This window comes from Mesorhizobium sp. M0514, assembly GCF_040321145.1.
GTDB lineage: Bacteria > Pseudomonadota > Alphaproteobacteria > Rhizobiales > Rhizobiaceae > Mesorhizobium.
On record NZ_JAMYQZ010000182.1, the window covers coordinates 1 to 3,557 of the forward strand.

A 3,557-nucleotide genomic window follows, 5' to 3' on the forward strand; every position below is an offset into this window, starting at 1 on the left:
GCCTCTGTCGTCGTGGCGCTCCCATGAAGAACCTGGCCCATAGCGCATCCTTTGATTCGGACGAAAAGTATGCACCATCAAAGCCTGGGATCAAACACCTAGGCTCCTCTGGGTTCAACACTGGGTGCCAATTGCGCCGTCACTGCGCTGAGACGCCCACGTTTAGTCAGTACTGGCTTGCTGTATTCTTTCTTCATCACTGCAGTCCCTCTCTAGCGAATTTCGGCAAAGCGCCTTGGGCCTAAAGGTTCTCACTCATCGGTGCAGGTTGATGGCGTGCACACAGCCGTTACGGCCGAGAGCTTCTCGCGCTTCTTTAATTCAGGCTTCTGATAAGGCTTCTTCATGCAGGGTTCCCCACGTTTGTCCCTCAATGCGAAAATGCGGTGCGCCGACCACGATTGTCAACCGGAAACACTGAAGTAGCGGCCGAGCGACGCCAGGGGCCGGCACGCGCGGTCAGGGCGGCGTGCGCAGCGTGGATGCTGCAATTGCCTGGCCGGTTGCCATGGCCTGCTAACGAGCGCACACTGCTGCGGTCGCCTCGAAAAATCAAAAACAAACAGGCACGAGGCGCTTGGGAGCGATCATCAGGCTTTCGCCCGACCAGGGAGAAGGCCCATGCCCACACCGGCACAGAGCCGGCTCATGTATTTTATGGGCCAACTCGTTCACAACGAGAGCATCGATTCCAAGCAGGATATTATCGTCGGCTTACTGGATCACGAAGGCAGTCCGAGGGCCGACGCCGACGAATTGCTGGCGACTTGCATCGATCACTGCAGCAGGCCCGACAGAGCTTGCACGAGGCGCAAGAGATATATCGAGTCAGAAATGCGGAGTAGCGAAAAAACCGCTTCATTGTCAGGTTTGAGCAGCCAAATCGCACCGGCTGCGAAAGAGCTTGTGCCTGCGGCAAATCCAAAAAAGTCTGTGTTCGCGGATCACATCATCAGCCTGGAAGACGGCCGGAAATTCCAGTCTATGAAACGTCACCTTGGCCTACTTGGCATGACACCCGACGAATACCGTGAGAAGTGGGGCTTGTCTCGCGATTACCCCATGGTCGCGCCGAACTACGCCGCGAAGCGATCGGCCCTTGCGAAGGCGTCTGGTCTAGGTCGGAAGGCTGAGGTTAAGGCGCCGGCGAAACGGGCGAAGAAGGCGTAGTCCGAACCCCACCTGACGCAACAATGCTCCCATTGCGGCGCCGGCCATCTTCATGCAGATGCCACGGTCCCCCGAATTAACGGTGCACAAAGAAAAGCCCGTCGCGGCAAGCGGCAGGCTTTTCTATTGGGAATTGCGAGCACTAGAATTTGTAGGCGATGCCGAGGCGAACCTCATCGGTTTTCAAATCAACCTTCCCATTTGGCAACGCTTCAGTGCCGAAGTCAGTATAGCGGTACTCGGCCCGCAGCAGAAGATTGTCGGTCATGGCGTAGTCCAAGCGCCGCGCCTATCCTCCATCCTGTGAATGTATCTCCGAAAGAACCTGAGACGGTATTACTGCTTGTGTCGATGCCGCCATATGCAACGCCGCCCGCGATATAGGGCAGAAAGCGATCGACGGCATACCCTAGGCGAAGTCTTGCCGCCCCACTCCAATTCAGTTCCTCGTCCCGATGCCGCCCGGAAACGGGAGACCTGGAGCCGCGAATATTTGGCCGCTGCCATCAACATTCGCATACACGACGTCCAGTTCCACACCAATGACGATATTGCTCGGCATCTGATAGTTGTAACCGCCGTAGACACCGCCAAGGAACCCGTCAGGATCTGTCTCAATGAAGCCCCGTCCGCTGCGTTGGCGTATGTTTCCGTCGCTCCGAGCTGAAGACCGATATACCCACCTGTCCAGCTAAAACTGGGGTGACTTCTTCGAGGACGGCATCGGCAGCAAAGGCCGAAGACCCCATCAGAGAAGGCGTCATCGATCATACTGAAAGATGACGCACGACAGTCGCCAGTGATCGGCGCGAAATCCATGATCGGAATGCTCGAAGACGAGACCGCGAAACAGATAGTCGCTCTGCTTCAGCGCGTCGTTCGCTGATTTCGTCAAGTTGCTCGCTTCGGGGGAGCTTCCAATCCTAGACGAGAAGACTGATCGCCGGCGAAAGCGACGGCATCTGCTTCATATTCGAATGCTCGGGAATACGTTTCACCGTTCCTGCCTATGATGAGAACAACCCACTCGCCCAACGAATGGCGGATCTCTAGGAAGAGGGAAGACGAAGACGGCGGCCGGTACGTGACGCTGTCCAATGCCCTCGGGAGGCTTGTCCCGCCAAAATCGGCTCCATCATCGGAGGAATGAACTTCACGCATGCACTGACTCCCGAGACCGCGAGTCAATTAGCGCGTGCTTAATTAGTTCCGGAGCGTTTTAACGAATCGTTGACCGCGCTGTCCCAGAATAGGACGGCGCGGTCAAACCCCAACCTTGGCTGCGCAGGCGGCTTCGGCATTGAGTTCCACCCCGAACTGTCGGAGCCGCCACCCACCCCACACTTATACCAGCAATGGTTGAATCAACCGCTACTGCACGTGCTTTCCAGGGCGCTCGCCTGATCGTTAGACTTTGACGGAACAAACAGGGGATTCACATACTCGCGATTGGATCTAGAATCTGGGGTCATGGAAGCGATCTTCGATGATATCGCCAACGCCCTCAGAGAGCCCTGCCAGGACGTGTGGTGCCCTGTCCGCGCCTTCGCCATCGATCTGGCAGGCAAGCTGTTCATGGGCCTCGCTATCGGCCTAGGTGTTGGCTTTGGAATGGTGCTGGCTGGTTAGCGTAGATCTGCCCCGGCGATGCGCCGCGTGAATGCCCACTCGACTCCAACAACAGCCTCATCTTTCGTTTTGACTGTTCCGCACGCGCCGCCATCATGGCAGGTCCAGAACCAAGTGCCTGCGGCTGGGCCGTGCATCGTCTTAAGGATGCCGCCGACCTTTTCCTGCTGGAAAGGCTGCGGCGAAATCAAAGGGCGCCGTCTGCCCTCCTATCACGGTCCGCGACCAGGCCAGCCACACGCGAGCACCCCGGCCGAGCACGAAATTGAACGCCTCATCCTGCTTCTCGAACGTCTGAAATTGCGCTGCCGTCGACGACCTGAAAGCCTCGTTGATAGGCGAAGCCGACGGTAAGGCGATCTGCTGCTGGCATGGCTCCGATATAGCGTTCAATCTTCCTCGCGGAAGTCCTGCAGCGATGCATGCCGCAGGTCATCCTCGCCGCGCAGGTGCTTCACACGGCCGATCAGCCCTGGCTTGACCCATTGCGTCGCTGGCCGCTTCATGATGCCCTTGGGCGCCGTGCCTGAGTGCTCCTGGACGCGTTTCCATAGCCTCTCGCGCATTTCCCGGTTCAAGGTGACGAACGCGCTTCCGACATAGCGCCCTGTGCCGCGCTCAGCCATCAGAGCGAAAGCCGGCTTGCCCGCTTCACGCTCGACGCCGAGCAGATCGAACTCGTCATTCGCATAGCACTTGGCCTTCAGCCAGTTGGTCGACGGACCGCTTCGGTATTTGCTGCCCTTCCGCTTCGACAC

The 3,557-nt window shown here is 57.9% G+C and carries 4 protein-coding genes and 1 pseudogene; 2 read left to right on the forward strand and 3 right to left on the reverse strand.

Annotated elements, in window-relative coordinates; translation table 11 throughout:
- The first annotated feature begins 621 nt into the window (after positions 1–621).
- Positions 622–1,170: a Ros/MucR family transcriptional regulator gene (locus tag NKI61_RS32535; protein ID WP_352842382.1), complete on the forward strand. Its 549-nt coding sequence runs from the start codon at positions 622–624 to the stop codon at positions 1,168–1,170.
- A gap of 142 nt (positions 1,171–1,312) precedes the next feature.
- On the opposite strand, the gene NKI61_RS32540 is transcribed toward NKI61_RS32535, so the two are convergent.
- Both NKI61_RS32540 and NKI61_RS32545 read right to left on the reverse strand, forming a co-directional pair.
- Positions 1,313–1,438 carry an outer membrane protein gene (locus NKI61_RS32540; protein ID WP_352842384.1) on the reverse strand — a complete coding sequence of 42 codons (126 nt, stop codon included), beginning with the start codon at positions 1,436–1,438 and terminating at the stop codon, positions 1,313–1,315.
- 492 nt (positions 1,439–1,930) lie between these two features.
- Positions 1,931–2,065 (reverse strand): hypothetical protein, encoded by a 135-nt coding sequence (locus NKI61_RS32545; RefSeq protein WP_352842386.1) that lies wholly within the window; start codon positions 2,063–2,065, stop codon positions 1,931–1,933.
- Positions 2,066–2,640: 575 nt separating this feature from the next.
- On the opposite strand from NKI61_RS32545, the gene NKI61_RS32550 reads away from it, so the two are divergent.
- A complete protein-coding gene (locus tag NKI61_RS32550) occupies positions 2,641–2,799 on the forward strand; it encodes a hypothetical protein (protein ID WP_352842388.1) in 159 nt (52 codons plus the stop codon).
- A 389-nt stretch (positions 2,800–3,188) separates the two neighbouring features.
- Here the strand turns inward: NKI61_RS32550 and NKI61_RS32555 are convergent.
- Positions 3,189–3,557, reverse strand: a pseudogene (locus NKI61_RS32555) (ATP-dependent DNA ligase); the annotation flags it as partial.

Coding starts and splice junctions, on each gene's coding strand:
- NKI61_RS32535 (WP_352842382.1), top strand. CDS start 622: ATGCCCACACCGGCACAGAGCCGGCTCATGTATTTTATGGGCCAACTC.
- NKI61_RS32540 (WP_352842384.1), bottom strand. CDS start 1,438: ATGACCGACAATCTTCTGCTGCGGGCCGAGTACCGCTATACTGACTTC.
- NKI61_RS32550 (WP_352842388.1), top strand. CDS start 2,641: ATGGAAGCGATCTTCGATGATATCGCCAACGCCCTCAGAGAGCCCTGC.